The organism is Natronococcus jeotgali DSM 18795 (assembly GCF_000337695.1).
In the GTDB taxonomy this organism is placed as follows: Archaea; Halobacteriota; Halobacteria; order Halobacteriales; family Natrialbaceae; genus Natronococcus; species Natronococcus jeotgali.
Map to the genome: position 1 here is coordinate 1 of NZ_AOIA01000012.1, position 698 is coordinate 698.

Annotated in this window: 2 protein-coding genes; both read right to left on the reverse strand. The window is 56.0% G+C overall.

The features are described from left to right. Positions 1-262: 262 nt before the first annotated feature. Positions 263-445, reverse strand: a complete 183-nt coding sequence (locus C492_RS00400) for a hypothetical protein (protein ID WP_008419452.1) — start codon at positions 443-445, stop codon at positions 263-265. 47 nt (positions 446-492) lie between these two features. After that, on the reverse strand, positions 493-698 hold a 206-nt coding region (locus tag C492_RS24935; RefSeq protein WP_008419454.1), incomplete at its 5' end, for a hypothetical protein.

Genomic DNA, 698 nt, shown 5'->3' on the forward strand with positions numbered 1-698 from the left:
CGCTTCCAGACGGAGTTTGGCGAGGACTTGTTCGAGCAGATCAAAACGAAGTACGAACAAGAACTCGGACGACCCTGTCAACTCTGAACCGATCTTCATCACTCATAGCTACCTCGGTCGGTGTATACTCTGTATGTAACGCTCCCGACGCTGGTTAAACTCATAGGGATCAGCGTCGAGATTCGGAGGTTCACACGAGAAAAACGATCTCCTGTGAGAACCGCATGACGGGAGAAACTATAAACTAGTCTGCTGATCCCTATCACTCCTCGTCGCTTTCCTCACGATCACGGCGCGTCTGCCGACCGGCCGGTGTGTCCGGCCAATCGTCGCGCTGGTACTCGCCGGCGTGTTCGGTGTTGATGTGCTCAGTAAATTCTCCCTGTCCCCCGAACGTCCTCGAGCAGTCGGGCGACGGACACTCGAAGGTCTCAGCGTCGGTCATACGCCGACCTACTGATTCAGCGGGGAAAGTTCTCCGGGTCGACGGGCTTAACCAACATACCCCAGGAGAGCCGTCCCGCCGTTGGTTAAGATCAGCGTCCTTGTGGCGTCGTCCTGGAGCTTCGCGGCGGCGTTGGTTACTCGCGTTCGGTCGACAAGATCGCTAACGATCACGTATGTAGTCCTAGTACGTGGTTGTTGGCGGTCTCGAGAAATCCGAAGAGCGGCCCATAGCTTGATAATGACTCCACCAC